Source organism: Afipia sp. GAS231, from assembly GCF_900103365.1.
In the GTDB taxonomy this organism is placed as follows: domain Bacteria; phylum Pseudomonadota; class Alphaproteobacteria; order Rhizobiales; family Xanthobacteraceae; genus Bradyrhizobium.
On record NZ_LT629703.1, the window covers coordinates 2,861,278 to 2,887,788 of the forward strand.

21 protein-coding genes are annotated in these 26,511 nt (G+C 62.5%); 17 read left to right on the top strand and 4 right to left on the bottom strand.

The window, feature by feature from the left end:
* Positions 1–31 precede the first annotated feature (31 nt).
* Together pimA and BLS26_RS13635 are read right to left on the bottom strand one after the other, a co-directional pair.
* The gene (gene pimA, locus BLS26_RS13630; protein ID WP_092511828.1) at positions 32–1,708 is read right to left on the bottom strand and encodes a dicarboxylate--CoA ligase PimA; all 1,677 of its coding nucleotides are present in this window, start codon (positions 1,706–1,708) and stop codon (positions 32–34) included.
* Positions 1,708–3,804, bottom strand: a complete 2,097-nt coding sequence (locus BLS26_RS13635) for a 3-hydroxyacyl-CoA dehydrogenase NAD-binding domain-containing protein (protein ID WP_092511830.1) — start codon at positions 3,802–3,804, stop codon at positions 1,708–1,710. The genes pimA and BLS26_RS13635 overlap by 1 nt, the downstream gene beginning before the upstream one ends.
* A gap of 158 nt (positions 3,805–3,962) precedes the next feature.
* On the opposite strand from BLS26_RS13635, the gene BLS26_RS13640 reads away from it, so the two are divergent.
* From BLS26_RS13640 to BLS26_RS13695, 12 genes are all read left to right on the top strand, one after another.
* The gene (locus BLS26_RS13640; protein WP_092511832.1) at positions 3,963–4,829 is read left to right on the top strand and encodes an IclR family transcriptional regulator; all 867 of its coding nucleotides are present in this window, start codon (positions 3,963–3,965) and stop codon (positions 4,827–4,829) included.
* 69 nt (positions 4,830–4,898) lie between these two features.
* Positions 4,899–5,696, top strand: coding sequence for an ABC transporter ATP-binding protein (locus BLS26_RS13645; protein ID WP_092511834.1), 798 nt, complete (start codon positions 4,899–4,901; stop codon positions 5,694–5,696).
* Complete coding sequence (locus BLS26_RS13650) at positions 5,693–6,406, top strand: ABC transporter ATP-binding protein (protein ID WP_092511836.1); 714 nt, start codon at positions 5,693–5,695, stop codon at positions 6,404–6,406. The genes BLS26_RS13645 and BLS26_RS13650 overlap by 4 nt, the downstream gene beginning before the upstream one ends.
* An 11-nt stretch (positions 6,407–6,417) precedes the next feature.
* Positions 6,418–7,296 (top strand): branched-chain amino acid ABC transporter permease, encoded by an 879-nt coding sequence (locus BLS26_RS13655; protein WP_092511838.1) that lies wholly within the window; start codon positions 6,418–6,420, stop codon positions 7,294–7,296.
* A gap of 2 nt (positions 7,297–7,298) precedes the next feature.
* Entirely contained in the window at positions 7,299–8,312 is a 1,014-nt protein-coding gene (locus tag BLS26_RS13660) for a branched-chain amino acid ABC transporter permease (protein WP_092511840.1), read from the top strand.
* A 173-nt stretch (positions 8,313–8,485) separates the two neighbouring features.
* Positions 8,486–9,721 carry an ABC transporter substrate-binding protein gene (locus BLS26_RS13665; RefSeq protein ID WP_092511842.1) on the top strand — a complete coding sequence of 412 codons (1,236 nt, stop codon included), beginning with the start codon at positions 8,486–8,488 and terminating at the stop codon, positions 9,719–9,721.
* A gap of 183 nt (positions 9,722–9,904) precedes the next feature.
* Positions 9,905–11,125 carry an ABC transporter substrate-binding protein gene (locus BLS26_RS13670; protein WP_092511844.1) on the top strand — a complete coding sequence of 407 codons (1,221 nt, stop codon included), beginning with the start codon at positions 9,905–9,907 and terminating at the stop codon, positions 11,123–11,125.
* 172 nt (positions 11,126–11,297) lie between these two features.
* Entirely contained in the window at positions 11,298–12,527 is a 1,230-nt protein-coding gene (locus tag BLS26_RS13675; protein ID WP_092511846.1) for an ABC transporter substrate-binding protein, read from the top strand.
* Positions 12,528–12,709: 182 nt separating this feature from the next.
* Positions 12,710–13,942 carry an ABC transporter substrate-binding protein gene (locus tag BLS26_RS13680; RefSeq protein WP_092511848.1) on the top strand — a complete coding sequence of 411 codons (1,233 nt, stop codon included), beginning with the start codon at positions 12,710–12,712 and terminating at the stop codon, positions 13,940–13,942.
* Between the two features lie 294 nt (positions 13,943–14,236).
* Complete coding sequence (locus tag BLS26_RS13685) at positions 14,237–15,466, top strand: ABC transporter substrate-binding protein (RefSeq protein WP_092511850.1); 1,230 nt, start codon at positions 14,237–14,239, stop codon at positions 15,464–15,466.
* A gap of 211 nt (positions 15,467–15,677) precedes the next feature.
* Complete coding sequence (locus tag BLS26_RS13690; RefSeq protein ID WP_092511852.1) at positions 15,678–16,907, top strand: ABC transporter substrate-binding protein; 1,230 nt, start codon at positions 15,678–15,680, stop codon at positions 16,905–16,907.
* Between the two features lie 20 nt (positions 16,908–16,927).
* The gene (locus BLS26_RS13695) at positions 16,928–18,211 is read left to right on the top strand and encodes a glycerate kinase (RefSeq protein WP_092511854.1); all 1,284 of its coding nucleotides are present in this window, start codon (positions 16,928–16,930) and stop codon (positions 18,209–18,211) included.
* Between the two features lie 120 nt (positions 18,212–18,331).
* Here BLS26_RS13695 and BLS26_RS13700 read toward each other — a convergent pair whose 3' ends face one another.
* Positions 18,332–18,850, bottom strand: a complete 519-nt coding sequence (locus BLS26_RS13700; protein WP_092511856.1) for a MarR family winged helix-turn-helix transcriptional regulator — start codon at positions 18,848–18,850, stop codon at positions 18,332–18,334.
* A 177-nt stretch (positions 18,851–19,027) separates the two neighbouring features.
* Between BLS26_RS13700 and BLS26_RS13705 the strand changes: the two genes are divergently transcribed.
* Genes BLS26_RS13705 through BLS26_RS13715 form a run of 3 tightly spaced genes read left to right on the top strand, consistent with a single transcriptional unit; the run spans position 19,028 to position 22,571 of the window.
* Positions 19,028–20,068 (top strand): branched-chain amino acid ABC transporter permease, encoded by a 1,041-nt coding sequence (locus BLS26_RS13705; protein WP_172804601.1) that lies wholly within the window; start codon positions 19,028–19,030, stop codon positions 20,066–20,068.
* A 5-nt stretch (positions 20,069–20,073) separates the two neighbouring features.
* Positions 20,074–21,843 (top strand): ATP-binding cassette domain-containing protein, encoded by a 1,770-nt coding sequence (locus tag BLS26_RS13710; RefSeq protein ID WP_092511860.1) that lies wholly within the window; start codon positions 20,074–20,076, stop codon positions 21,841–21,843.
* Complete coding sequence (locus BLS26_RS13715) at positions 21,840–22,571, top strand: ABC transporter ATP-binding protein (protein ID WP_092511862.1); 732 nt, start codon at positions 21,840–21,842, stop codon at positions 22,569–22,571. Before BLS26_RS13710 ends, BLS26_RS13715 begins: the two co-directional genes overlap by 4 nt.
* A 31-nt stretch (positions 22,572–22,602) precedes the next feature.
* Here the strand turns inward: BLS26_RS13715 and BLS26_RS13720 are convergent, their stop codons facing one another.
* Positions 22,603–23,007: a VOC family protein gene (locus BLS26_RS13720; protein ID WP_092511864.1), complete on the bottom strand. Its 405-nt coding sequence runs from the start codon at positions 23,005–23,007 to the stop codon at positions 22,603–22,605.
* A gap of 106 nt (positions 23,008–23,113) precedes the next feature.
* Between BLS26_RS13720 and BLS26_RS13725 the strand changes: the two genes are divergently transcribed.
* Positions 23,114–23,596: a MarR family winged helix-turn-helix transcriptional regulator gene (locus tag BLS26_RS13725; protein ID WP_092511866.1), complete on the top strand. Its 483-nt coding sequence runs from the start codon at positions 23,114–23,116 to the stop codon at positions 23,594–23,596.
* Positions 23,597–23,759: 163 nt separating this feature from the next.
* Entirely contained in the window at positions 23,760–26,390 is a 2,631-nt protein-coding gene (locus BLS26_RS13730) for an EAL domain-containing protein (RefSeq protein ID WP_092511868.1), read from the top strand.
* The last annotated feature ends 121 nt before the right edge of the window (positions 26,391–26,511 follow it).

A 26,511-nucleotide genomic window follows, 5' to 3' on the forward strand; every position in this document is an offset into this window, starting at 1 on the left:
GGATCCTCCTGTGAACGAGTTCAATTCCAGATTACGCGACGTCTTTTTTGCTGGCGGCCTGCGGCGACGGTTGCTGCAGGCGGAGTTCGTGGCGCGATAATTTACCGACCGGCGTGCGCGGCAATTCCTCGACGAAATCGACCGCGACCGGCAATTCGTGCTTGCCGATCTTGCCGGTGAGAAACGCGCGCAGTTCTTCCAGCGTGAACGGCTTGGCGTCCGCGCGCAGCTTGATGAAAGCTTTCGCAGCCTCGCCGCGATAGTCGTCGGGGATGCCGATCACGATCACTTCCTGCACGCCCGGATGGGTGTAGATCGCCTGCTCGATCATCTGCGGATAGACGTTGAAGCCGCCGGAGATGATCATGTCCTTCTTGCGGTCGACCAAATAGAAGTAGCCGTCGCCGTCCATGTAGCCGATGTCGCCGGTGAGGAAGCGGTCGCCGACAAAGGCTTCCGCGGTTTCCTTCGGCCGGTTCCAGTAGCCTTTGGTCACGTTCGGACCGCGAATGCGGATTTCGCCGACTTCGCCGACCGGCACTACCTGCTTCGGATCATCGAGCGACACCACGTCCATCTCGATGCCGGGCAGCATCAAACCGATCGAGCCTGGTTTATCCGGACCTTCCTTCGGGTGAGCGGTGCCGGGCGAGCAGGTCTCGGTCATGCCCCAGCCGCTCTTCAGCTTCATGCCGACCCTCTGCTCGAGGATCCGCGCGACCTCGACCGGCAGCGGCGCGCCGCCCGAGCCGACGCTGACCAGCGAGGACAGATCGCGCTTGTCGAGATCGGGCAGCGCCGCGATTGCGATCCACATCGTCGGCACGCCGGGAAACGCGGTGGCGCGCTTGACCTCAATGTCGCGCATCACCGCCTCGACGTCGAAGCGCTGGTGCAGCGAGATCAGGTGGCCGCGCCGGATCGACGACAGCAGCACCACCGTCAGCGCATAGATATGAAACAGCGGCAGCACGCAGATCACGCGCTCAATCGGGTTGTTGCGCTCGGCGCGCGCCGGCTTGCCCCAGACGTCGTAGACCGACACCGCTGACGTCAGATTGCCGTGGCTCAGCATCGCGCCTTTGGGCAGGCCCGTGGTGCCGCCGGTATATTGCAGCAGCGCGACGTCGTCGGCCGACATCGCGGGCCACGCGGCCGGCTTGGCCACACCGTCGGTGAACTGGCGATAGGTGATGATCTTGGGATTGTCCGGCAGCGCCGTCTGCGGCGTGTTGGCTTTGCCCCAATGATCGTCCTCGCAGACGATCAAACGATCGAGCAGGCCCTTGTCGAGGAACTTCAGCGCAGTCGGCAACAGCGCCGACAGGTTGCTGGTGACGAGGATGCGCGCGCCGGAGTCCGAGAGCTTGTGCGACAGCGCGATCTCACCATCGAGCGGCGAGAGATGCACGATGCGGGCGCCGGCCTTCAGCGCGCCGAAGAAGTTGACGGGATGATCCGGCGAATTGCCCAAGAACAGCGCGACCGACGTGTTCTTGCCGTAGCCGGCGCGCAGGAACGCGCCCGCCGCCGTCTCCACCAGCACTTCCAGCTCGGTATAGCTGATCGGCCGCTCGCGGAACTCAAGCGCCGGCCGCGAACCGAACTCGGCGGCCGCTACCGACAACAGGTCGGGCAGCGTGCCGCGCGTGATCGTATCGTCCCAACGAACGCCTTCCGGATAGAACTGCTCTCCGGGGTGGCTCATCAGGCCGCTTTCGCCTTTTCGGCCAGCGACGCAAAGGTCTTGCCTTCGGCGGCGAGACGCTTGAGCAGCGGCGACGGCTCCAGCGAGGGATCGTTGGTCTCCTTGGCGTAGTAGGAGAGACGATCGGCGATATGCTTGAGGCCGACCTGGTCGGCGTAGAACATCGGGCCGCCGCGATAGATCGGCCAGCCGTAACCATAGAGCCAGATCACGTCGATATCGCTCGGACGGGCCGCAACACCCTCTTCGAGGATCCGCGCGCCCTCGTTGATCATCGGGTACATCATGCGCTCGAGAATTTCGTCGTCGCTGACGACGCGCTTCTTGCGGCCGAGACGCTGCAAGGTCTCGTCGATCAGCTTCTCGACTTCCGGATCCGGAAGGGCGGCGCGGGAGCCCGCTTCATACTTGTAGTAGCCCTTGCCGGTCTTCTGGCCGAAGCGCCCGGCCTCGCACAGCGCGTCGGCGATTTCCGACTTGATGCCGCGGTCCTTGCGCGAGCGCCAGCCGATATCGAGGCCGGCGAGATCGCTCATCGCGAACGGGCCCATCGGCATGCCGAACTTGGTCACGACCGCGTCGACCTGCTGCGGCAGTGCGCCTTCGAACAGCAGCTTCTCGGACTGCTTGCCGCGCTGCGCCAGCATGCGGTTGCCGACAAAGCCGTCGCAGACGCCGACCACGGCCGGCACCTTGGCGATCTTGCGCGCGATGGACACGGCGGTGGCGAGTGCATCTGGCGCGGTCTTGTCGGCGCGGACGATCTCGCACAGCTTCATCACGTTGGCGGGCGAAAAGAAGTGCATGCCGAGCACGTCCTGCGGACGACTGGTTACCTTCGCGATCTCGTCGATGTTGAGGTAGGAGGTGTTGGAGGCCAGCACGGCGCCCTTCTTGGCGTATTTGTCGAGCGCGGTGAACACTTCCTTCTTGACCGCCATGGTTTCGAACACGGCTTCGATCACCAGGTCAGCGTCTTTGACGTTCTCGAGGCCAACCACGCCGGTGATCAGGCCCATGCGCTTGGCCGGGGCATCGGCGGGAATGCCGCCCCGCGCGGCCGTCGCCTCGTAGTTCTTCTGCATCACGCCCATGCCGCGCTTGAGCTGCTCTTCGCCGGTCTCGATCAGCGTGACCGGGATGCCGGCATTGGCGAACGACATCGCGATGCCGCCGCCCATGGTGCCGGCGCCGATGATGGCGACGCGCTCGACCGGACGCGATTTTGTTCCCTCGGGAACGCCGGCGATCTTGGCCGCCTCGCGCTCGGAGAAGAAGGCGTAACGCTGCGCCTTGGACTGGTCGCTCGACACCAGCTTGAGAAAACCTTCGCGCTCCTTCTTCAACCCTTCATCGAACGGCAGGTCGATCGCGGCGCCGACGGCGTCAGCCGCGGCAAACGGCGCTTCCAGTCCGCGCGCCTTCTTGGTGAGGGCGGCGACCGCATTGGTGAAGATCGAGCGATCGGCCTTGGCCGCCGCAAGCTTTGAATCATCGTCGCGCAGCTTGCGCAGCGGGCGCTTCTCGGCAATCACCTTGCGGGCAAAGGCTTCGCCGCCGGAAGCCGGCCCCTCGACGATCTCCTCGATCAGACCGTGCTTGAGCGCTTCCGCCGCGCTGATCGGGTCGCCGCCGACGATCATCTTGACCGCAAGTTCGGGACCGACCGCACGCGGCAGGCGCTGGGTGCCGCCGGCGCCCGGCAGCAGGCCGAGCTTTACTTCGGGCAGGCCGAGCCGCGCTTCCTTGGTGGCAACGCGATAGTGGCATGCCAGCGCGACTTCGAGGCCGCCGCCGAGCGCGGTGCCGTGGATCGCGGCGATGATCGGCTTCGGCGAGTTCTCCATCGCAACCAGCACTTCGTGCAGCCCGGGCAGCTTCGGCGGCTTGCCGAACTCGGTGATGTCGGCGCCGGCGATGAAGGTGCGGCCGCCGCAGGTCAGCACGATCGCCTTGACTTCGGCGTCGGCAATTGCCGCCTTCATGCATTCGAAGATGCCGCCGCGCACCGCGGCGCTGAGCGCGTTTACCGGAGGCGAATTAACCGTGACGATGGCGATGGCATCATGGCGCTCGAGTTTTACGACTTCGTTCACGGGACTCTCCCTGGATCTTGTTCTTGGATTTGTTCCCAACTTGCGTTGAGTGGCTACGGTCGTCAATTTCGCACTGCGAAATTTAATTCCACATCTTGACACGGAGGGTTATTTTGAAGCACGTCCCTTGTCAACGAGCTCCGCGCAGAAGCAGGTAAATGAAGCGTCCAGGGAAGAAAGTGGCGACAGATCGCAGCTTCGTCGTCGCGCTTTCCCGCGGACTTGATGTGTTGCGCGCATTCCATCCCAACGACGGGCTTCTTGGCAATCAGGAGATCGCCGCCCGTACTAATTTGCCGAAGCCAACCATTTCCCGGCTGACCTACACCTTGACCAAGCTGGGCTATCTTACACCGGTTCCGCGGTTCGAAAAGTATCAGCTGGCGCCATCGGCCATGGCGCTGGGCTATGCCGCGCTGGCCAATCTCGGCGTTCGGCATTTGTCCGAACCCTACCGGGAAGAAGTGATGCGCGAGACCGGCGGCGCGGTCGCGGTCGGTGGGCGCGATCGCCACAGCATGATCTATTTCGGACAGAGCCGTAACGGGCTGGCGCTCGGCGTCCAGCTCGACGTCGGTTCGCGGGTACCGATCGCGACCACCGCGATGGGCCGGGCCTATATCTGGGCGCTGCCGCCGGACGAGCGTGCCTCTTTATTGCGCGAACTGCGCGACCATTACGGCAGCCGCTGGTCCCGGATGCGGGACGGCATCGAGCGCGCCGGCGAGATGGTGGCGCGTCACGGCTTCACGACCTCCGCCGGTGAGTGGCAGAACGACGTCGCCGCGGTCGGCGTGGCGCTGAAGCTGAATGACGGAACCGGTCCGTATGCCTTCAATTGTGGCGCACCGGCATTCCGCTTTACGGAAGATCGGTTGGTCAACGATATTGGACCTCGCCTTGTCGCGATGGTAAGGAACATCGAGGCAGCGCTGGGCGGCGCCGCCCCGCAATCAAAAAAAGATGAAAGCAAAAAGCTTAAACCAGGAGGGAAAGTTGCACGTTTGGCCGAGGGGATCAGATAGCCATCATCGTGATCCGCGCAAAAGTTCGCGCGGACATTCCCGCACCGTGCTCAGCATGGGCGAGACGAGATGACGCAGGCACAGCTCGCGCAGGGAAATGCTCCCCTGCTTGCGGTTCGCGACGTCAGCGTCGTGTTCGGCGGCATCATCGCGTTGAACGGCGTGTCGTTCGACATGCACAAGGGCGCCATCCTCGGCCTGATTGGTCCGAACGGCGCCGGCAAGACCACGCTGTTCAACTGCCTCTCCCGGCTCTACCAGCCGTCCTCCGGCGACATCCTGATGGAAGGCGCCAGCATCCTGACGCGCCCGCCGCACCGGATCGCCGAGATCGGCATCGGCCGCACGTTCCAGAACGTCGCGCTGTTTCCCAACCTGTCGGTGCTCGACAACGTTCGCGTCGGCACCCATGCGCGCACCTCCAGCGACATCATCTCGGATTCGCTGAAGCTGGCCTGGGTTCGTCGCGGCGAGGCCGACACCAACAAGAAGGTGCATGAGATCCTGGCCTATCTCGATCTCGAGAGCGTGGGCCACACCGTGGTTTCCGGCCTGCCGTTCGGCACCCAGAAGCGGGTCGAACTGGCGCGCGCGCTGGCGGCCGATCCCAAGATCCTGCTGCTCGACGAACCCGCCGGCGGCCTCAACCACGAGGAAGTCTATGTGCTGGGCGACCTGATCCGCCGGATCAGGGACGAGCGCCACATGACCGTGCTCCTGGTCGAGCATCACATGGGTCTCGTGATGTCGATCGCCGACCACGTCGTCGCACTCAATTTCGGTAAAAAGCTTGCCGAAGGAACACCGGCCCAGGTCCAGGCCGACCCGGATGTCATCAAAGCCTATCTCGGGAGCAAGGACCAATGACCGCGATGCTCAACGTCAAGGATCTCCGCGCCTATTACGGGCAGGTCCAGGCGCTTCACGGCCTCTCGTTCTCGCTCAACGAGGGCAGCCTGACCACGCTCTTGGGCGCCAACGGCGCCGGCAAGACCACCACCCTGCGGGCGATCTGCAACATGGTGCGCTCGACCGGCGCGATCGAATTCGACGGCAAGCCGCTCGGAGGCCGTTCGACCGAAAACGTCGTCCGTCTCGGCATTGCCCATGTGCCGCAGGGCCGCGGCACTTTCACCACCATGACGGTGGAAGAGAACCTGCAGCTCGGCGCCATCACCCGCACCGACAAGGCCAACATCGTCTCCGACATCGAGCGCATGTACGCGCACTTCCCGGTGCTGAAGCAGCGCTACACCCAGCAGGCCGGCACGCTGTCGGGCGGCGAACAGCAGATGCTCGCGGTCGCCCGCGCTTTGATGCTGCGTCCGCGGCTGATGCTGCTGGACGAGCCGTCGTTTGGCCTCGCGCCGCTGATCGTGCGCGACCTGTTCGGAATTCTCGGCAAGATCAACCGCGAGGACAAGGTCACCATCCTGGTGGTGGAGCAGAACGCGCAATTGGCGCTGGAGCTCGCCGACCAGGCTTACGTGATCGAAACCGGGCGGATCGTGATGTCGGGCAATGCCAAGGACATCGCGAACAACGAAGACGTCCGTAAATCCTATCTCGGCTACTGAGGAACGCGGCCATGGAACTCTTTACCAACCAAGTCCTGGCCGGCATCGCCACAGGCGCGATCTACGCCTGTATGGCGCTCGCCGTGGTGATGATCTATCAGGCGATCGACCATCTGAATTTCGCCCAGGGCGAAATGGCGATGTTCTCGACCTTCATGTCGTGGCAGATGATGCAGTGGGGCATCCCCTATTGGGGCGCGTTCGTGCTGACCCTGGCGCTGTCGTTCGCCGGCGGCATCGCCATCGAGCGGCTGTTGTTCAAGCCGCTGGCGAAGGCGCCGGTCCTGACCAACGTCGCCGGCTTCATCGCGCTGTTCGCCATCGTCAACAGCGTCGCCGGCCTGATCTGGGACTTTACCATCAAGCAGTATCCAACGCCGTTCGGATCCTCGCCCTTCCTCGGCAGCCAACTGATCTCGACCCACCAGGCCGGCATGATCGGCGTCACCATCCTGCTGCTGATCCTGCTGTTCATCTTCTTCCAGTACACGCGGATCGGCCTTGCGATGCGGGCGGCGGCCTCGGTGCCTGAATCGGCCCGGCTGGTCGGTATCAACACCTCCTGGATGATCGCACTCGGCTGGGGCATGGCGACCGCGATCGGCGCGATCGCCGGCATGCTGATTGCGCCGGTGGTGTTCCTCGAACCGAACATGATGGGCGGCGTGCTGATCTACGGATTTGCCGCGGCCGTGCTCGGCGGCCTGACTTCGCCGCTGGGCGCCGTGATCGGCGGCTTCCTGGTCGGCATCTTCGAGAATCTCGCCGGCACCTACATTCCCGGCGTCGGTAACGAGCTGAAACTGCCGATCGCGCTTGCGCTGATCATCGTCGTATTGGTCGTCAAACCGGCTGGGCTGCTTGGCCGGCCCATCGTGAAGCGAGTTTGATCATGAGCGCTGCTGAAGACATCGTCACGGAAGCCCCGGCCGTCGAAGCCGTTCCGAAACGCGCCATGACGCTCGGCCTCGGCACCTCGCTGGTGGTGCTGGCCGCTTTGTGTCTCGCGCCGCTGTTCGTCAAGAACTTCATCATCTTCCAGATGACGATGCTCCTGATCTACGGACTTGCGGTGCTGGCGCTGAACATCCTGACCGGCGGGAGTGGCCAGTTCTCGCTCGGCCAGAGCGCGTTCTACGCGGTCGGCGCCTACACGTCGGCGATCCTGATGGAACACGCCAACATGAACTACGCGCTGACGCTGCCGATCGCAGGCATCGTCTGCTTTGCCTTCGGATACCTGTTCGGCAAGCCGGCGTTGCGGCTTTCCGGCGTCTATCTCGCCTTGGCGACCTTCGCACTCGCCACCGCGATGCCGCAGCTCCTGAAACTCGGCTTCTTCGAGCACTGGACCGGCGGCGTGCAGGGCCTCGTCGTCACCAAGCCGGACGCGCCGTTCGGCCTGCCGATGTCGCAGGATATGTGGCTGTATTACTTCACGCTCGCGATCACGGTCGGGATCTATGTCGCTTCCGTAAATCTGCTGCGGTCGCGCTCCGGTCGCGCCTTCATGGCGATCCGCGACAACGAGATCGCGGCATCCGCGATGGGCGTCGACGTGGCGCTGTACAAGACGCTGGCGTTCGGCGTTAGCGCGGGAATTACCGGCGTTGCCGGTGGTCTCGGCGCCATCGCCGTACAGTTCGTGGCGCCTGACGGCTACACCATCACGCTCGCGATCTCGCTGTTCCTCGGCATGGTCGTCGGCGGCGTCGGCTGGCTGCCGGGTTCGATCGTCGGTTCCGCCTTCATCATCTTCGTGCCGAACATCGCCGAAGGCGTTTCCAAGGGCCTTTCCGGCGCCGTGTTCGGCGTACTGCTGTTCCTGGTGATCTTCCTGGTGCCGCACGGCGCCAGACAGGTCGCGATGGTAGCCCAGGGCCTGATCGGCAAGCTCAAGCGTTAAATGGAAACCTGGAGCCTTTTCCGTTCCGATGGAATCGGAACGGGGCTCCGGTCTCTTGTGTCTCTCTTGTCTTGAAGCATTCGTTCATGCCAACCAGTGCCTCCCGGCCCAAACCGGGGGGCATGTTTCGTTTGAGACACGACAATCAGTAAAACCCAACCTAAGGAGAAATAATGCTTTCGACGTCACCAACAAGAATCGCCGCGTTCACGACGGCGGTCATCGCTTTCGCTGCCATGAGCGGCAGCGCACTCGCCCAGAAGAAGTACGACACCGGCGCGTCAGATACCGAGATCAAGGTCGGCAACATCATGCCGTACAGCGGCCCTGCCTCCGCCTATGGCGTGATCGGCAAGACCGAAGAAGCGTACTTCAAGATGATCAACGACAAGGGCGGCATCAACGGCCGCAAAATCAATTTCATTACCTATGATGACGGCTACAGCCCGCCGAAGGCCGTCGAGCAGGTTCGTAAATTGGTCGAGAGCGACGAAGTGCTCGTCGTGTTCAATCCGCTCGGCACCCCGTCCAACACCGCGATCCAGAAGTACCTGAATTCCAAGAAGGTGCCGCAGCTGTTCGTGGCGACCGGCGCCACCAAGTGGAACGACCCGAAGAACTTCCCCTGGACCATCGGCTGGCAGCCCGCCTACCAGAGCGAAGCGCAGATCTATGCGAAGTGGCTGACGAAAGAGAAGCCCGACGCCAAGATCGCGATCCTCTATCAGAACGACGATTTCGGCAAAGACTACCTCAAAGGCACCAAGGACGGTTTTGGCGCCAAGGCCTCCTCCGTCATCATCATGGAAGAGAGCTATGAGGTTTCCGAGCCGAGCATCGACTCGCACATCGTCAAGATCAAGGCCGCCAACCCGGACGTGCTGCTGATCTACACGACGCCGAAGTTCGGCGCCCAGACCATCAAGAAGACCGCCGAACTCGGCTGGAAGCCGCTGCAGATCATCACCAACGTCTCGGCCTCGGTCGGCAGCGTGATGGCGCCGGCGGGCTTCGACAACGCCCAGGGCGTATTGTCGGCGGCCTACGCCAAGGACGGCGCCGATCCGCAATGGAGCAACGATCCCGGGATGAAGAAATGGGTCGAATTCCTCGAAAAGTACATGCCGGGCGCCGACAAGACCGACGCGAGCATCGTCTATGCCTATGGTGCGGCCCAGACCCTGGCGAAGACGCTTGAGATGTGCGGTGACGACCTCACCCGCGCCAACGTCATGAAGCAGGCGGCCAGCCTGAAGGACTTCACGCCGGACACACTGCTGCCCGGCGTCAAGATCAACACCTCGGCCACCGACTTCGCCCCGATCAGCCAGTTGCAGATGCAGCGGTTCAAGGGACAGAAGTGGGAATTGTTCGGCGAGACCATCAGCGGCGACATCGCATCCGAATAATGCTGCATTGCCGTTCAGGGCACAATTTCCGGGCCGACGCGAAGTGTTTGCCCGGATATCACGCCCGAATAGATGAACGGCCGGAACAGCTGCCCTCTGCGACGCAAGCCGCAGAGGGCTTTTTATTGACCCGATGCCCGAAACGTATTCAATGCGGCAAACAACCGAAAACGGAACGTCGGAATGACTGCTATCTATCGGCGATTGGGAGCAGCCGTACTCGCCCTGTTCACCGCGACCTGCGGCAGTGCCTTCGCCCAGAAGAAGTATGACCCCGGCGCGTCGGACACCGAAATCAGGATCGGCAACATCATGCCGTACAGCGGACCGGCCTCCGCCTATGGCGTGATCGGCAAGACCGAAGAGGCCTATTTCAGGAAGATCAATGCCGAGGGCGGCATCAACGGCCGCAAGATCACCTTCATCAGCTACGACGACGGCTACTCACCGCCCAAGGCGGTCGAGCAGGCGCGCAAGCTGGTCGAGAGTGACGGGGTGCTGCTGATATTCAACTCGCTCGGCACGCCGTCCAACGTGGCGATCCAGAAGTACATGAACGACAAGCAGGTGCCGCAACTGTTCGTCGCCAGCGGCGCCACCAAGTGGAACAGCCCAAAAGAATTTCCGTGGACCATGGGCTGGCAGCCCTCCTACCAGAGCGAAGCACGCATCTACGCCAAGTACCTGATCAAGGAAAAACCCGACGCCAAGATTGGCGTGCTCTACCAGAACGACGATTTCGGCAAGGACTACCTCAAAGGCCTCAAGGATGGTCTCGGCGCCAAATCGTCGATGATCGTCGCCGAGCTAGGCTACGAGACCCTGGATCCGACGATCGACAACCAGGTCGTCAAGCTGAAGGCTTCCGGCGCTGACGTCTTCATCAGCATCACGACGCCGAAATTCGCGGCGCAGGCGATCAAGCGGGCCGCCGAGTTCAACTGGAAGCCGCTGCAGATCGTCGCCAGCGTCTCGTCCTCGGTCGGCGGCGTGATGAAGCCGGCGGGTTTCGAGAATACGCAAGGCATCCTGTCGGCGGCCTACGACAAGGACGGCGCCGATCCGCAGTGGGACAACGATCCCGGCATGAAGAATTTTGCGACCTTCCTCGCCAAATATTATCCCGAGGGCAACAAGAGTGACGGCGCTCTGATCTTTGGCTATGGGGCGGCGCAGACCATGGTGAAGGTGCTGCAGATGTGCGGCGATGACCTCACCCGCGCCAATGTCATGAAGCAGGCCGCAAGCCTGAAGGATTTCGTGCCCGACACGCTGCTTTCCGGCATCAAGATCAACACCTCAGCCACCGACTTCGCGCCGATCGAGCAACTTCAGTTGATGCGATTTAAAGGCGAGAAATGGGAGCTGTTCGGCGACATCATCGGCGGCACCCCCGGCCGCTGAACGGCAGGGCTGCTGCCGGGCTGTGCGACTAAATGAGGTCCCCCCGCGACACCGTCGCGGGGGGCTTTTCGTTGCTGGGAGCGGCCGAAAGGTATTGAATGCCGCAAGGAGCCGCCAAGCGCCCCAAATCAAAAAAAATCGACACATTCAACGTGATCCCAGGGAGATCAAAATGCCTGCTATCCATGTGCGATTGGGGGCGCTTTCGGCTGCCCTCGCGATATTGGCCGCGACCAGCAGCGGCGCATCCGCGCAAAAGAAATACGACATCGGCGCATCAGACACCGAAATCAAGATCGGCAATATCATGCCCTATAGCGGACCGGCTTCCGCCTATGGCGTGATCGGCAAGACCGAGGAAGCCTATTTCCGCAAGATCAATGCCGAAGGCGGCATCAACGGCCGCAAGATCACCTTCGTCAGCTACGACGACGCCTACTCGCCGCCGAAGACGGTGGAGCAGGCACGCAAGCTGGTCGAGAGCGACGAGGTACTGATCGTCTTCAATCCGCTGGGCACGCCGCCGAATTCGGCGATCCAGAAATACATGAACCAGAAAAAGGTGCCGCAACTGTTCGTCGCCACCGGCGCCACCAAGTGGAACGATCCGAAGGAATTCCCCTGGACCATGGGCTGGCAGCCCAACTACCAGAGCGAAGCCCAGATCTATGCGAAGTACATCCTGAAGAACAAACCCGATGCCAAGATCGCGGTGCTCTACCAGAACGACGATTACGGCAAGGACTATCTGAAGGGCTTCAAGGACGGGCTTGGCGCCAAGGCCGCCTCCTTGATCGTGATGGAGGAGAGCTACGAGGTCTCCGAACCGACGATCGACTCCCACATCGTCAAACTCAGGTCGACCGGCGCCGACGTGTTCTTCAACATCACGACGCCGAAATTCGCGGCGCAGGCGATCAAGAAGAACATGGAGATCGGCTGGAAACCGCTGCACTTCCTCAACAACGTCTCGGCCTCCGTCGGCAGCGTCATCAAGCCGGCCGGCTTCGAGAACGCACAGGACATCATTTCTTCGAACTACCTCAAGGATCCCACCGATCCGCAGTGGAAGACCGACAAGGGGATGATCGCCTGGAACGAGTTCCTGGATAAGTATTATCCGGAAGCCAACCGCGCCGATGCCTCCGTGATGTACGCCTACACCGTCGCCCAGGGCCTCGTGCACGTGCTCAAGGCCTGCGGCGACGACCTGACCCGCGCCAACATCATGAAGCAGGCGGCCAGCATCAAGGAGCTCGAACTCGGCGGGCTGTTGCCCGGCATCAAGGTCAGCACGTCAGACACCGACTTCGCGCCGATCTCGCAATTGCAGTTGATGAAATTCAAGGGCGAGGGCTGGGATCTGTTTGGTGAAATCCTGAGCGGCGACGTCGGCGGCTGAGGCGTTCGTCTGCGAAATTCACCTGAGGCATTCGGGGCTCTCTGCGACAATTCGCAGGGAGCCCTTTGTTGAGTACACCCCGGTATAATGGTATTCACGACTCCGGCGTCGCAAAAAGACTTCGATCCGAAAAGCCCTGACGCTCACGACAGAAAATGATCAAAAAACGGAGGAAGTCCTAAATGCCCATTACCGCCCGACGGCTTGCGATCGGCTCAGTGGCCGGCTTCGCGCTGCTTGCTGCAACCAGCAGCGGCGCATTAGCGCAAAAGAAATACGACATCGGCGCGACCGACACCGAGATCAAGATCGGCAACATCATGCCCTATAGCGGACCGGCTTCCGCCTATGGCGTGATCGGCAAGACCGAGGAGGCCTATTTCCGCAAGATCAACGCCGAGGGCGGCATCAACGGCCGCAAGATCACCTTCGTCAGTTATGACGACGCCTACTCGCCGCCGAAGACGGTGGAGCAGGCGCGCAAGCTGGTAGAGAGCGACGAAGTCTTGATCGTCTTCAACTCGCTGGGCACCGCGATGAACTCGGCGATCCAGAAATATCTCAATACCAAGAAGGTGCCGCAGCTCTTTGTTGCGACCGGCGCCACCAAGTGGAACGATCCGAAGGAGTTTCCCTGGACCATGGGCTGGCAGCCCAACTACCAGAGCGAAACCGTGATCTACGCGAAGTACATCCTGAAGAACAAGCCGGATGCGAAGATCGCGGTGCTCTATCAGAACGACGACTACGGCAAGGACTATCTCAAGGGATTGAAGGACGGCCTCGGCGCCAAGGCCGCCTCGATGATCGTCGCCGAGGAAAGCTACGAGACCTCGGAGCCGACGATCGACACCCATATCGTCAAGCTGAAATCCACAAATGCCGATATCTTCCTGAATGTCGCCAGCCCGAAATTCGCGGCGCAGGCGATCCGCAAGATGGCCGAGATCGGCTGGAAACCGATGCACTTCCTCAACAACGTCTCGGCCTCGATCGGCGGCGTCATCACGCCGGCAGGACCGGAAAACGCGCAAGACATCATCTCGTCGGCCTACCTCAAGGATCCGACCGACACGCAGTGGAAAGACGACAAGGGCATGAAGGCGTGGAACGAATTCCTGGACAAGTATTATCCGGAAGCCAACCGCACCGATGCCTCGGTGATGTACGCCTACACCGTGGCGCAAGGCCTCGTGCACGTGCTCAAGGCCTGCGGCGACGACCTGACCCGCGCCAACATCATGAAGCAGGCCGCTAGTATCAAGGATCTCGAGCTCGACGGCTTGCTGCCGGGCATCAGGGTCAACACGTCAGGCACTGATTTCGCGCCGCTGTCGCAGGTGCAACTGGAGCGCTTCAAGGGCGGCACCTGGGAGCTGTTTGGTGAAATTCTGAGCGGCGACGTCGGCGGCTGAAGCGTTAACACTCTCTTGTTTGACGCGTTTTCTACCGCAGATGGGTCTACGCAATCTGCGCAAGCCTGATTGCCATGCGAACCGGGGACCACCCCCGGATCAAGTCCGAGGGCATGCTTCGCTCGAAAACGCTGTGCTCGACTAAAGGAGAAGCCCCTGCGGCTTTGTCGCAGGGGCTTTTTATTGTGACCCATCGGGTAAAATGGTAATCAGCGCGCAAGTCACCAAGAGCTTTCGATCAAGAAAGCCATGACACATATCATTCCACCCTGTGGAAATCGAGGGAGAGACGTCATGCCCGTTATCGCCAGACCATTGGCCGTAGCTTCGACCGCATTCGCCTTGTTCGCCGTATCCGCCAGCGGCGCGCTGGCGCAGAAAAAATACGACACCGGTGCGACCGATACCGAAATCAAGATCGGCAACATCATGCCCTACAGCGGACCCGCTTCCGCCTACGGCATCATCGGCAAGACCGAGGCCGCCTACTTCAAGAAGATCAACGATGCCGGCGGCATCAACGGCCGCAAGATCAACTTCGTCAGTTATGACGACGCCTACTCGCCGCCGAAGACGGTCGAACAGGCCCGCAAGCTGGTCGAGAGCGACGAAGTGCTGTTCATCTTCAACTCGCTTGGAACGCCGTCGAACTCGGCGATCCAGAAGTACATGAACTCCAAGAAGGTGCCGCAACTGTTCGTCGCCACCGGCGCCACCAAGTGGAACGACCCGAAGGATTTCCCCTGGACCATGGGCTGGCAGCCCAACTACCAGAGCGAAACCCAGATCTATGCAAAGTACATCCTGAAGAACAAGCCGGACGCCAAGATCGCGGTGCTGTTCCAGAACGACGACTACGGCAAGGACTATCTGAAAGGCCTGAAGGATGGCCTCGGCCCGAAAGCCGCCAGCATGATCGTCGCCGAGGAGAGCTTCGAAACTTCAGAGCCGACCATCGACAACCATATCGTCAAGCTGAAGTCGACCAATGCCGACGTGTTCATCGACATCGCGACGCCGAAATTCGCCGCACAGGCGATCAAGAAGGTCGCCGAGATCGGCTGGAAGCCGACGCACTTCCTCAACAACGTCTCGGCCTCCGTCGGTGCCGTGATCAAGCCGGCCGGTTATGAGAATGCGCAGGACATCATCTCGGCCGCCTACCTCAAGGACGCTTCCGACAAGCAGTGGGACAACGATCCCGGCATGAAGGAATTCTACGCCTTCATGACCAAGGACTTTCCGGAAGGCGACAAGCTCGACGGCGGTACGGTCACGGGTTACGGCGTCGCCCAGACCCTGGTCCAGGTGCTGAAGCAGTGCGGCGACAACCTGACCCGCGAAAACGTCATGAAGCAGGCAGCGTCGCTGAAGGACTTCCGTACCGAAGTCCTGCTGCCCGGCATCAAGATCAACACCGGCCCGACCGATTTTGCTCCGATTTCCTCGCTTCAGCTGATGAGGTTCAAGGGCGAGCGTTGGGAGCTGTTCGGCGACGTCATCAACGCCGACGCCGGCGGCTAGTCTTTATGTTTAGACGCGTTTTCTTTACGCGAACCGGCGTCCACTTCGCTCGAAAACGCTATTGAAACTGTTCTGGATTAAGCCCCCTGCGACAGTCTCGCAGGGGGCTTTTTCTTGCGCAGATTTGTTTCCCCTGTATCAATGCGAGGGAAGAAACGACAGGCCCGCTCGACCCGAAAGGGCCGCCAAAAAACCGACAGGGAGTTCAGGGATGACCAGCCCGATCAGCCGCCGCTTCGCCACCGTCCTTTTGGGTCTGTCGCTGACTGCAGCCACCGGCCATACGGCGTTCGCGCAGAAGAAATACGATACCGGCGCCAGCGACACCGAGATCAAGATCGGCAACATCGTTCCCTATAGCGGCCCGGCCTCGGCCTATGGCGTGGTCGGCAAGGCGATGGGCGCGGTGTTCAAGAAGGTCAACGACGACGGCGGCATCAACAGCCGCAAGATCAACTTCATTTCCTACGACGACGCCTACTCGCCACCCAAAGCCGTGGAGCAGGCGCGCAAGCTGATCGAGAGCGACGAGGTGCTGCTGCTGTTCGGCACGCTCGGCACCGCCTCGAACACCGCGATCCAGAAATACGTCAACGGCAAGAAGGTGCCGCAACTGTTCGTCGCCACCGGCGCCACCAAATGGAACGACCCGAAGAATTTTCCCTGGACCATGGGCTGGCTGCCCTCCTACCAGAGCGAGTCGCGGATCTACGCAAAGTATCTCGCCAAGGAGAAGCCGGCGGCCAAGATCGCGGTACTCTACCAGAACGACGACATGGGCAAGGACTACCTGAAAGGCCTCAAGGACGGTTTTGGCGCCGACGCGTCGCGCATCATCGCCGAGGAGAGCTACGAGGTGGCGGAGCCGACGGTCGATAACCACGTCGTGCGGCTGAAGTCCGCCAATCCCGATGTCATCATCTTCTTCACGACGCCGAAATTCGGCGCGCAGGCGATCAAGAAGATCGGCGAGATGAACTGGAAGCCGGTCACGATCGTTTCCAATGTCTCAGCCTCGACCGCGACCGTGATGCGCCCCGCCGGCCTCGACAATTCGCAAGGCGTGATGTCAGCAGCCTATGCCAAGGACGTCAGCGACCCGCAATGGACCGGCGACGCCGGCATCAAGGCGTTCGACGAACTGCTCGCAAAGTACCTACCGGAGGTCAACCGCGTCGATGCGTCGGCGATGACCGGCTACAACATGGCGACCACCATGGTCGAGGTGCTGAAGCGCTGCGGCGACAACCTCACCCGCGAGAACGTCATGAAGCAGGCGGCCGGCCTCAAGCAATTGGCGCAAGGCGGCCTGCTGCCCGGCATCACGCTGACCACCGGCCCGGATGATTTCCAGCCGATTGAACAGTTGCAGTTGATGCAGTTCAAGGGCGAGCGCTGGCAATTGTTCGGCGACGTCATCAGCGGCGAACTGAGCAACTGATCCGGGCTCGCGGAGATATCATGACCGACCGACGTCCCCTCCTCCGCGCGATCTTTGACGCGGCGGTTGCTGCAGCCCATCCCGACGTCGTGCTGTCGGCGCATCTCCGCCCCGTCCCAAAGGGCCGCGTCATCTGCCTTGCCGCCGGCAAGGGTGCGGCCGCGATGGCTGCGGCGGCGGAGCGGCATTACCTCGACAAGCTCAAACTCGATCCGGCGCGCCTGATCGGTATTGCCACCACCCGCCACAGCCACGGCGTGCCGACGCGACGGATACGAGTCGTCGAGGCCGGCCATCCCGTGCCGGATGAAGCCGGCCTGAGAGCCGCCGACGACACGCTGCGGCTGGCGGCGGAAGCGACCGCGGACGACCTGCTGCTGGTGCTATTGTCCGGCGGCGGCTCCGCCAACTGGATCGCGCCGGTCGAGGGCGTGTCGTTCGCGCAAAAGCAGCAAGTCAACCGCGCGCTGCTGCGCTCGGGCGCGCCGATCGGCGAAATGAACGTGGTGCGAAAACATCTGTCGCGGGTCAAAGGCGGAAGGCTGGCGCGCGCCGGCCAGCGCGCCGCCGAAATCGTCACGCTGGCGATCTCCGATGTGCCGCATGACGATCCGTCCGCCATCGCGTCCGGCCCGACGGTGCCGGACCCGACCACGCTGGCGGATGCTCGCGCGCTGGTCGCGCGATATAACCTCGCGATCGATGATGCCGTTCGACACGCGCTGAATGATCCGAACAACGAGAGCTGCAAGCCTGGCGATCCCGCTTTCGCCCGCGCGCAGTTCGAACTGATCGCGCGGCCGAAGGCCTCGCTCGATGCCGCGGTCAAGATCGCCGGAGACGCGGGCTATGCGATCATCGAACTCGGCGCCGACCTCGAAGGCGAGGCCCGCGAGGTCGCCGCCGAACATGCGCGGCTGGCATTGAAGGCACGCAGCGAAGGCCGGCGGACCGCGATCCTGTCCGGCGGCGAGTTGACGGTGACCGTGCGCGGCAACGGCCGCGGCGGTCCCAACCAGGAATATGCACTGGCGCTGGCCGATCTCTTGAAGGACACAACCGACATGGCCGCGCTGGCGGCCGATACCGACGGCGCCGATGGCGGCGCCGGCAGCGCCACCGATCCCGCAGGCGCGGTGATCGACCACAAGACATTTGCGAAAATGAAGTCGCTGGGACTGGATCCCAAGGCGTATCTCGCCAACAACGACGCGTCGGCGTTTTTCGAAGCCACCGGCGATTTGCTGCTGACCGGCCCGACGCTGACCAATGTGAATGACGTCAGGGTGATTTTGGTGGATTAGGCGAGCCCTCCGCCGTCATTGCGAGCGCAGCGAAGCAATCCATCTCGCAACGTAAAGAAAGAATGGATTGCTTCGTCGCTTCGCTCCTCGCAATGACGGGTGGGGGCGCGCGCCCGCCCCTCAAAACTCCATCGCGATCTTCGACAACATGTCGAGCAGCGCGACGCGGCCGTCCAGACCGAGCAACTCGTTGAGCCGTGCCTCGTGCTTGGTCGCGACCAGTTTTTTGGCGCGCGCCAGCACAGCGCGGCCCTTGTCGGTCAAAACCAGGATGTGGGAGCGGCGGTCGTTGGTCGAACGCATCCGCGCGCAGAGATCGCGGCTCTCGAGCCCGTCCAGCATCGCCACGAAATTCGGCCTGAGGATGCCGAGCGTGTTGGCGATCTCGGTCTGGTTGCGGCCGGGATTCTTGTCGAGCAACAGCAGCACCGAGAATTGCGCCGGGGTCAGTTGCAGCGGCGCGACGCAGCGCAGAAAATCCTCGAACACCTTGAGCTGGGCGCGCTTGAGCGAATAGCCGAGCAGTTCGGACAGCTCACCCAGTTGCAGGACGGCATTGTCAGCGGCGCCGTCGAGCGCATCCTTGCCGCCCAGACGGGAAGCCTTGACGGCGTCGGCGCTCACCTTGGAAACTGTCATCGCTCGCGGCTCGCAATCCCGATAAAAAGTCCCGCCGACGGTCCGGGCCTTGATGTTATATTTGATAATTGTTATACGGTATATCAAATGCCGACGGCTTTCAACTGCCGATATCGGGGGACCGGCTGACCGCACAGGGTCGCGGCCGGCCCGACGCCTGAGGGGGAGCGCCAGGTCTTGAACACGACGATCATGCTGTTCCTGCTGCAGGACGGCATCACCAATGGCGCGATCTATGCGTTGCTCGGGCTAGCGCTGGTTCTGGTGTTCGCGGTCACCCGCGTCATCCTGATCCCGCAGGGCGAATTCGTCACCTATGGCGCGCTGAGCTACGCCATGCTGGCGACCGGCCAGGTGCCGGGCACGGCGCGGCTGGCGGTCGCGATGGGCGTGGTGGCGTTCGGGCTCGATCTGTTTGCCATCCGGCGATCGCTGCGCCTCAAACCGGTGGTGCGTGCGTTTGCGGTCAACATCGTTTTTCCGGCGGCGATCCTGGCGCTGACTTACGCTTTGGCCAGCCCGAAAACCCCGATCGCGGTCAATATTGCGCTGGCGCTATTGATCGTCGCGGCGATCGGGCTGTTTCTGTATCGCATCGCGTTCCAGCCGATCGCGCACACCTCGGTGCTGGTGCTGCTGATCGCCTCGGTCGGCTGCCACCTGGCGCTGCAGGGCCTGGGCCTGGTGTTCTTCGGCGCCGAAGGCCTGCGCGGACCGGCGCTGTCGAACGCGGCGTTGACCATCGGGCCGTTGCGTTTTACCGGCCAGAGCATCGCGGTCTATGTCCTCACCATCGCCTTCATCGTCGGGCTGTGGCTGTTCTTCGGCTTCACGCTGATGGGCAAGGCGCTGCGCGCCACCGCCGTCAACCGGCTCGGTGCGCGTCTGGTCGGCATCCGCACCACGTTGTCGGGCCAGATCGCGTTCCTGCTTGCGTCGGTGATCGGCGCCATTTCAGGCATCCTGATCGTGCCGATCACGACGCTCTATTACGACACCGGTTTTCTCATTGGTCTTAAAGGCTTCATCGCCGCCATCATCGGCGGCTTGATCAGCTATCCGCTCACCGCGATCGCCGCGCTGGTGGTCGGTTGCGTCGAAGCCTTCTCCTCGTTCTATGCCAGCAACTTCAAGGAGGTCATCGTCTTCACCCTGATCCTTCCCGTGCTGGTGCTGCGTTCGCTCGCAGCGCCCGCGGTCGAGGAAGAGAAGGATTGACTGATATGACGCAGCGGCTCCCCCTCCTCATCTTCGCCCTCGTGATGGCGGCGATCCCGTTCATTCCCGGCGTGCCGCCGTTCTGGATCGTGCTGCTGGACAATATCGGCCTCGCCTCGCTGGTGGCGATGGGCCTCGTACTCCTGACCGGCGTCGGCGGCCTTACCTCGTTCGGCCAGGCCGCTTTCTGCGGCTTCGGCGCCTACACCACGGCGGTGCTGACCACGACCTACGGCCTGTCGCCATGGCTGACGCTGCCGCTGTCGCTGCTGGTAAGCGGCATCGCGGCGGTGCTGCTCGGCATCGTCACGGTGCGGCTGTCCGGCCATTATCTACCGCTCGGCACCATCGCCTGGGGCATCGGGCTGTTCTACCTGTTCAGCAAGCTGGAATTCCTCGGCCGCAATGACGGCATTCAGGGCATTCCGCCGCTCTCGATCGGCTCGCTCCGGATGATCGATCCCGGCACGATCTATTTCGCAATCTGGATCGCGGTGTTGGTCTCGGCGCTGCTGACGATGAATCTGCTGGACTCGCGCACCGGCCGCGCCATCCGCGCGCTGCGGCGCGGCCATATCGCGGGCGAAGCCTTCGGCGTGCAGACGCCGCGCGCCAAGCTGCTGGTGTTCATCTATGCGGCGGTGCTGGCGGGCCTGTCCGGCTGGCTCTACGCGCATTTCCAGCGCTCCGCCAACCCGACGCCGTTCGGCGCGCAAGCCGGCATCGAATATCTATTTATCGCGGTGGTCGGCGGCGCCGGCTATGTCTGGGGCGGCGTGCTCGGCGCCGGGATCGTGGTGATCCTGAAAGAGGTGTTGCAGAGCTACCTGCCGTATATTTTCGGCGGCCAGAGCCAGCTCGAGACCATCGTGTTCGGCATCCTCCTGGTCGGCCTGTTGCAGCTGGCGCCGACCGGCGTGTGGCCCTGGCTGATGGCGCGCCTGCCGCTCAAGCCGGCCCGCAAGATCGCCGATACCTCGCTCAAGCTCCCCGCCCGCGTGCGCGCAGCGTCAACAGCGTCGGTATTGCTGCACATCGAAAACGCGAGAAAACAGTTCGGCGGCGTGATTGCCGTCAACGACGTGTCGTTCGACGTCCGGTCCCGCGAGATCGTGGCCCTGATCGGTCCCAACGGCGCCGGCAAGAGCACGACGTTCAACCTGATCACGGGCGTGCTGACCACAACCGGCGGCGCGATCTCGGTGCTCGGCAAGAAGGTCGATAACGCCCCGCCCCAGGAAATCGTCAAGCTCGGCGTCTCCAGAACCTTTCAGCACGTCAAGCTGGTGCCCGACATGACCGTGCTGGAGAACGTCGCGATCGGCGCGCATCTGCGCGGGAAAGCCGGCGCGATCTCCAGCATGTTCCGGTTCGACCGCGCCGACGAAGCAAAATTGCTGGCGGAAGCCGCACGCCAGATCGAGCGCGTCGGCCTCGGCGACCAGATCGACCAGTTGGCAGGCAGCCTGTCGCTCGGCCAGCAACGCATCGTCGAGATCGCACGGGCTTTGTGCGTCGACCCGTTGCTGTTGCTGCTCGACGAACCCGCCGCCGGCCTGCGCCACATGGAAAAGCAGCGTCTTGCCGCCCTGCTCCGCCAACTGCGCGACGGCGGCATGTCGGTGCTTTTGGTGGAGCACGACATGGGCTTTGTGATGGATCTCGCCGACCGCATCGTGGTGCTCGATTTCGGCACCAAGATCGCCGAAGGCGCGCCCGCCGCCATCAAGATCAATCCCGATGTGATCAAGGCCTATCTCGGAGCGACCGCATGAGCGCGCTGCTGTCGGTCGCCGACGTCCATGTTTCCTACGGCAAGGTCGAGGCGGTGCGCGCGGTGGCGCTCGACGTCGCCGAAAACGAGATCGTCACCATCATCGGCGCCAACGGCGCCGGCAAGACCACGCTGTTGAACGCCATCATGGGCATCCTGCCGCTGAAGGGCCAGGCGGCCTTTGCCGGCAACGACATGGCCCCGCTCGACATCGAGGACCGCGTCGCCGCGGGTCTCAGTCTGGTGCCCGAACATCGCGAGCTGTTCGGCACCATGAATGTCGAGGATAACCTGCAGCTCGGCGCCTTCCGCATCCCGAAGGCTGTGGCTTTGCGATCGTTCGAACGGGTCTACACGCTGTTTCCGCGGCTGAAGGAGCGGCGCAAGCAGCTCGCCGGCACGCTGTCCGGCGGCGAGCAGCAGATGCTGGCGATGGGCCGTGCGCTGATGGGCGCGCCAAAGCTGTTGATGCTGGACGAACCCAGCCTTGGTCTGGCGCCGATCATCGTCGCCGATATCTTTCGGACTGTCAGCGAACTCAAGGCAAGCGGCGTCTCGGTGCTGCTGGTCGAGCAAAACGCCCAAGCCGCACTCAAAATCGCCGACCGCGCCTATGTGATGGAGCTCGGCGAGTTCATCCTGAACGGAACGGCAAAAGACATCGCCGCCAACAAGCGCGTCGCCGCGAGCTATCTCGGCTTTCAGCATGAGGGTGAGAGCGCGATCTAGGCTCGGGACCTGCTTGCACCGGTCATGGCGTTCAGGCGCTCGCTGACGGGTTCATCCATACCATCTCCCAAACATAGCCATCCGGGTCTTCGATGTGGCGGTTGTACATGAAGCCGAGGTCCTGCGCCGGGTTGGGATCGGCGCGACCGCCCGCCGCCACCGCGCGAGCCAGCGTTGCATCGACGGCATCGCGGTCAACGACCGTAAGGGCGAACAGTGCCTGGCTGTCGCGTCGCGCATCGCCGATCGGGCGTTTGGTGAATTCGCGATATTGGTCGTGGGTCAGCAGCATCACGCCGATCGCTTCCGTGAACATGAGCGACGTCGAAGTTTCACCGGAAAACTGGGGGTTCACCGTGCCACCAAGGGCGACATAGAACGCCGTCGACGCGGCGAGATCCCGCACAGGCAGGTTCACCAAAATCATCTGGGACATCGTCTTTCCTTCTAAAGTGTCTGGAGGCTACGCTATTGCCTCGCCAACCCAGCGATAGCTCAGATATATCTTGATATCAAGATACTTTATCGAAAGATAATCGACGATGGATCGTGCCGAAACTGCCTCCAAACAATGGGCTCGCGAGCGCCCCGATATTCCGACGTTGCCGGTAGAAACCGTCGGTCGTCTGCTGGACGCCGCCGCGCGGGTGATACGCGATCACATGAATCCTTTGCTCGCAGAAGCGGGACTGCAGGTTGGTGAGTTTGATGTCCTCACGCCACTCAGGCGCTCCGGTGAGCCCTACATGCTTTCACCGACACAGCTCTACGAACTGGCGATGATCTCTTCTGGTGGCATGACCAACCGCCTGGATCGGTTGGAGCGCGCCGGGTTGGTTGAACGACGCCCCGATCCCAACGACCGACGTGGCAGGCAAATTGCGCTAACGACTGCCGGCAAGCGTGCGATCGACGATTTGATTGGCCCAATGGCGGCGTTGGAGCAGCAATTGATTTCTGTGCTGACACCTGCGGAACAGAAAACTCTCAATGCTCTCCTCAGGAAATTGCTTACGGGCCTCTAGTCCGGTGCGACCCCTAACACATTCTTAAGCATAGTCTCGTTTTGGGCCGGCCCCCTCGGGTCGAAGAACTTCCTGAACACCTTCCGAACCCTAACCTTGCCGGAGAACCAGTCAGCTACCAGGGGTCAAACGCCCTGGAGACTGATGAGCCCAAGGTCAGACGATGCGCGCCGACGATTGCCCTGCGGTTGAAACACCCGAGTTCTTGCTGGCAGCGCTCGAGCAGGCCGGCGATGCCGTCGTCATCGTCGATCACGATCACCGCGTGCGCCATTTCAATGCCGCGGCCGAGCGGATCTGGGGATTTTCCCGCGCAGAGGTGCTGGGCCGCGGTGCCGACCTGCTCGGGTTGCACGATCACCAGCTCCAGCACATTGCGGCGGCGGATCACGCGACCAGCGAACGGGTCAGGCGAAAGCGCGATTCCGAGATCACGATCCACCACCATGACGGCCGGCCCGTTCGCATCGCGCTGTCGGTATCGCGCGTCGCGATCAGTGGCCATGTCAGCACCATGGTTTTCGTCCGCGATCTCACCGTCGAGATGCTGCGGCGCGACAGGATGGCCCTGCTCAATCTGGTGGCCGACAGGACCAATCGCGCCGTCGTCGTCATCGATCGCAATCTCGCCATCGTCTACAGCAATGCCGCTTTCGCCGGTCTGTTCGGGCATTCTCCCGAAGACGCGATGGGGCAACAGATCAACCGGTTGCTCGCCGGCCAGCATACCGACACTCCGGCGCTGGCGCGGTTGCGACGCCGGATCGCCGCAGGCCACGAAGGCGAGGAGGAGATCCTCACCTACGACAAGAACGGCGATGAAATCTGGGTCTCGATATCCGCAAAGACGTTTCGCGACGAGCGGGGACGGATCAAGTACCTGTTCGCCCTGCTGACCGATATTACCGAGACCAAGCAATTGCGGTCGCTGCAGCAACTGATCATGAGCGCGTTAGCCGACGAAGTCCCGATCACGGAGATTTTCGACCGGCTTTGCCGCCGCGTCGAAATCATCGCGCCCGACGTCGTGTCTTCGGTATTGCACGTTGACGCCGACGGATTGGTCCATCCGATGGGTGGACCTAGCCTGCCGGCGGAGTATTCCCAGGCGCTGGACGGTATCGCCATCGGGCCGGACATTGGTTCGTGCGGATCGGCGGCCTTCTTCGGTAAAGCGGTACTGGCCGACAATATCGACACCGATCCGCGCTGGCAGCCATTCAAGGCAATGCCGCTCGCGGCCGGCCTCAAAGCCTGCTGGTCGACCCCGATCAAGGCCAAGGACGGCCGCGTGATCGGAACCTTTGCGTTCTACTTCCGGGAATGCCGCGCGCCGAGCCGCTGGCATCAACGCATCGTCGACGCCTGCGTTCACCTCGGCGCGCTCGCAATCGAGCGCAAGGAGGCGCGGGCCCAGATCGCCCGGCTTGCCTACCACGATATGCTGACCGGCCTGCCGAACCGCGCGCAATTGCGTCAACTGGTCAACCAGGCGATCGAAGGCTGTCCCGACGGCAGTAATATCGCCCTGGTGTTTCTCGATCTCGATCATTTCAAGGACGTCAATGATACGCTCGGGCACTCGGCCGGCGACGCGTTGCTGGTCGAACTGACGCAGCGTCTGCGCTCCCGGCTTCAGCCCGGCGACATGCTGGGACGTTTGGGCGGCGACGAGTTCGTGATGGTGCTGCCGAATTGCGATCCGGCGAAGGCCTCGCTGATCGCCACAAGCATTACCGAAGTCCTCGCCTCGCCGCTGCGGCTCGGCGACCGGCAGGTGCCGATTTCCGCCAGCATGGGCATCAGCATTTACCCTGATAACGCCGTCGACATCGACACGTTGATGCGACAGGCCGATGCGGCGATGTACAAGGCCAAGCAGGCCGGCCGCGCCACCCATCGCTTCTTCAGCGTCGACATGAACCGGCTCGACGAACAGCGGCTGATCCATATCGCCGCCCTGCGCAATGCCATCGCCAACGACGCGCTGAAATTGCACTACCAGCCGCAGACCCGAACGGTCGACGGCTCGATCTACGGCGCCGAGGCGCTGGCCCGTTGGCACGATCCGGTGCTTGGTGAGGTGCCGCCGCTGAAGTTCATCCGGCTGGCGGAAGAGTGCGGCCTGATCGAGCAGATCGGCATGTGGTCGATCCGCGAAGCCTGCCGGCAACTGGCCGCCTGGCGTCGGGCGGGGCTCGACGTGCCCTGCGTGTCGGTCAATCTGTCGCCCATCAATTTTCAGAACCGCGGCCTCGCGGCTGTCGTCGCCGAAACCCTCGCCGCCAACGGCCTGCCGCCGGAAGCACTGATGCTCGAGATCACCGAAAGCGTGCTGATGAACGAGCGCTCGGTGGCGATCGAAACCATGAATGCGATACGCGAACTCGGCGTCGGCCTGTCGCTGGACGATTTCGGCACCGGCTATTCAAGCCTGAGCCGGCTGGCGCATCTGCCGATCCGCGAATTGAAGATCGACCGCAGTTTCATGCGCGACATCGAAAGCGACGCCAGCGCGTTGGCAGTCGCCAGCGCCGTAGTCCGATTCGGCCAGGCCCTGAAAATGACCGTGGTTGCGGAAGGCGTCGAAACCGAGGGCCAGCGCGACGTGCTGAAAACACTCGGCTGCGACGTCCTGCAGGGATATCTGTTCGCTCCCGCCCTGGCGCCCGAGGCGTTCGAACGCTGGCTGCTCAATCATTCGGTCGAGCAGGCCAGCACCATGCTCCGGCGCCTCAGCCAATCGCTGTCGCAGCCGCGTGAGGCGGCGCTGCCCGGCAAGCGATCGGCGTAGCGCGGGTACTGTCGGTGCGGAGAGACTGTCACCCCACCCCGCCGCTCATTGCATGAGCGTCGACCCACGAGCGAGCTTCGCTCGTCTCGACCCCTCCAGGGGAGGGTAAGAAAAAGCCGGC

Coding starts and splice junctions, on each gene's coding strand:
- pimA (WP_092511828.1), bottom strand. CDS start 1,708: ATGAGCCACCCCGGAGAGCAGTTCTATCCGGAAGGCGTTCGTTGGGAC.
- BLS26_RS13640 (WP_092511832.1), top strand. CDS start 3,963: ATGAAGCGTCCAGGGAAGAAAGTGGCGACAGATCGCAGCTTCGTCGTC.
- BLS26_RS13645 (WP_092511834.1), top strand. CDS start 4,899: ATGACGCAGGCACAGCTCGCGCAGGGAAATGCTCCCCTGCTTGCGGTT.
- BLS26_RS13650 (WP_092511836.1), top strand. CDS start 5,693: ATGACCGCGATGCTCAACGTCAAGGATCTCCGCGCCTATTACGGGCAG.
- BLS26_RS13655 (WP_092511838.1), top strand. CDS start 6,418: ATGGAACTCTTTACCAACCAAGTCCTGGCCGGCATCGCCACAGGCGCG.
- BLS26_RS13660 (WP_092511840.1), top strand. CDS start 7,299: ATGAGCGCTGCTGAAGACATCGTCACGGAAGCCCCGGCCGTCGAAGCC.
- BLS26_RS13665 (WP_092511842.1), top strand. CDS start 8,486: ATGCTTTCGACGTCACCAACAAGAATCGCCGCGTTCACGACGGCGGTC.
- BLS26_RS13670 (WP_092511844.1), top strand. CDS start 9,905: ATGACTGCTATCTATCGGCGATTGGGAGCAGCCGTACTCGCCCTGTTC.
- BLS26_RS13675 (WP_092511846.1), top strand. CDS start 11,298: ATGCCTGCTATCCATGTGCGATTGGGGGCGCTTTCGGCTGCCCTCGCG.
- BLS26_RS13680 (WP_092511848.1), top strand. CDS start 12,710: ATGCCCATTACCGCCCGACGGCTTGCGATCGGCTCAGTGGCCGGCTTC.
- BLS26_RS13685 (WP_092511850.1), top strand. CDS start 14,237: ATGCCCGTTATCGCCAGACCATTGGCCGTAGCTTCGACCGCATTCGCC.
- BLS26_RS13690 (WP_092511852.1), top strand. CDS start 15,678: ATGACCAGCCCGATCAGCCGCCGCTTCGCCACCGTCCTTTTGGGTCTG.
- BLS26_RS13695 (WP_092511854.1), top strand. CDS start 16,928: ATGACCGACCGACGTCCCCTCCTCCGCGCGATCTTTGACGCGGCGGTT.
- BLS26_RS13700 (WP_092511856.1), bottom strand. CDS start 18,850: ATGACAGTTTCCAAGGTGAGCGCCGACGCCGTCAAGGCTTCCCGTCTG.
- BLS26_RS13710 (WP_092511860.1), top strand. CDS start 20,074: ATGACGCAGCGGCTCCCCCTCCTCATCTTCGCCCTCGTGATGGCGGCG.
- BLS26_RS13715 (WP_092511862.1), top strand. CDS start 21,840: ATGAGCGCGCTGCTGTCGGTCGCCGACGTCCATGTTTCCTACGGCAAG.
- BLS26_RS13720 (WP_092511864.1), bottom strand. CDS start 23,007: ATGTCCCAGATGATTTTGGTGAACCTGCCTGTGCGGGATCTCGCCGCG.
- BLS26_RS13725 (WP_092511866.1), top strand. CDS start 23,114: ATGGATCGTGCCGAAACTGCCTCCAAACAATGGGCTCGCGAGCGCCCC.
- BLS26_RS13730 (WP_092511868.1), top strand. CDS start 23,760: ATGCGCGCCGACGATTGCCCTGCGGTTGAAACACCCGAGTTCTTGCTG.